Below are 532 nucleotides of genomic sequence, written 5' to 3'. Positions count from 1 at the left end.
ATCTGTGCATACACAACAGCGTATACGCAGCTGTGTATACGCACAAGGTTTTCTGTGTATGCGCAGGTCGGCCCGGGGATTCTTGCGGCGGATTCGCGATCGAGGGCGTAGCCTGAGGTGCGTATACGCAGTTGCGTATGACCAGCAGTTCGCCGACCGGAGGAGTCAGAGCCATGAGTGAGCCTGCGTACGTATCCATCGCGGGAGAGATCGCGCGGGACATCCGCAGCGGTGCCTTACCTGCGCGGACGCAGCTACCGAGCTATTCCGAGCTGGCGAAGCGGCACCGGAGCAGTTGGTGGATTACGACCCGAAGACGGGTGAGGGCACCGGGATGCCGTTGTGGAAGGCGACTGTGACCGATCCGCATGAGGCCAGCGAGGGTAAGGGCAAGCGGGCGTCGTTCGACATCTTTTTCGTGTCGCGTCATCAGCCGGTTCCGGCGGGTGAACAGATCACCGACGAGATGTGGTTTATCGAGCTGGAGGGTTTGACCGCTGAGCCGAAGGTGATGGGTCAGGGCGAGTTGAAG

1 pseudogene is annotated in these 532 nt (G+C 60.7%); it reads left to right on the top strand.

Annotated elements, in window-relative coordinates:
- Window positions 1-298: 298 nt before the first annotated feature.
- A pseudogene (locus GV790_RS28895) lies at window positions 299-532 on the top strand (hypothetical protein); the annotation flags it as partial.

The sequence above is a fragment of the Nocardia cyriacigeorgica genome (assembly GCF_010858045.1).
GTDB classification, from domain to species: Bacteria; Actinomycetota; Actinomycetes; order Mycobacteriales; family Mycobacteriaceae; genus Nocardia; species Nocardia cyriacigeorgica_E.
Note: the sequence above shows the minus strand (reverse complement) of the source record. Positions and strands in the feature narration are given on the sequence as shown.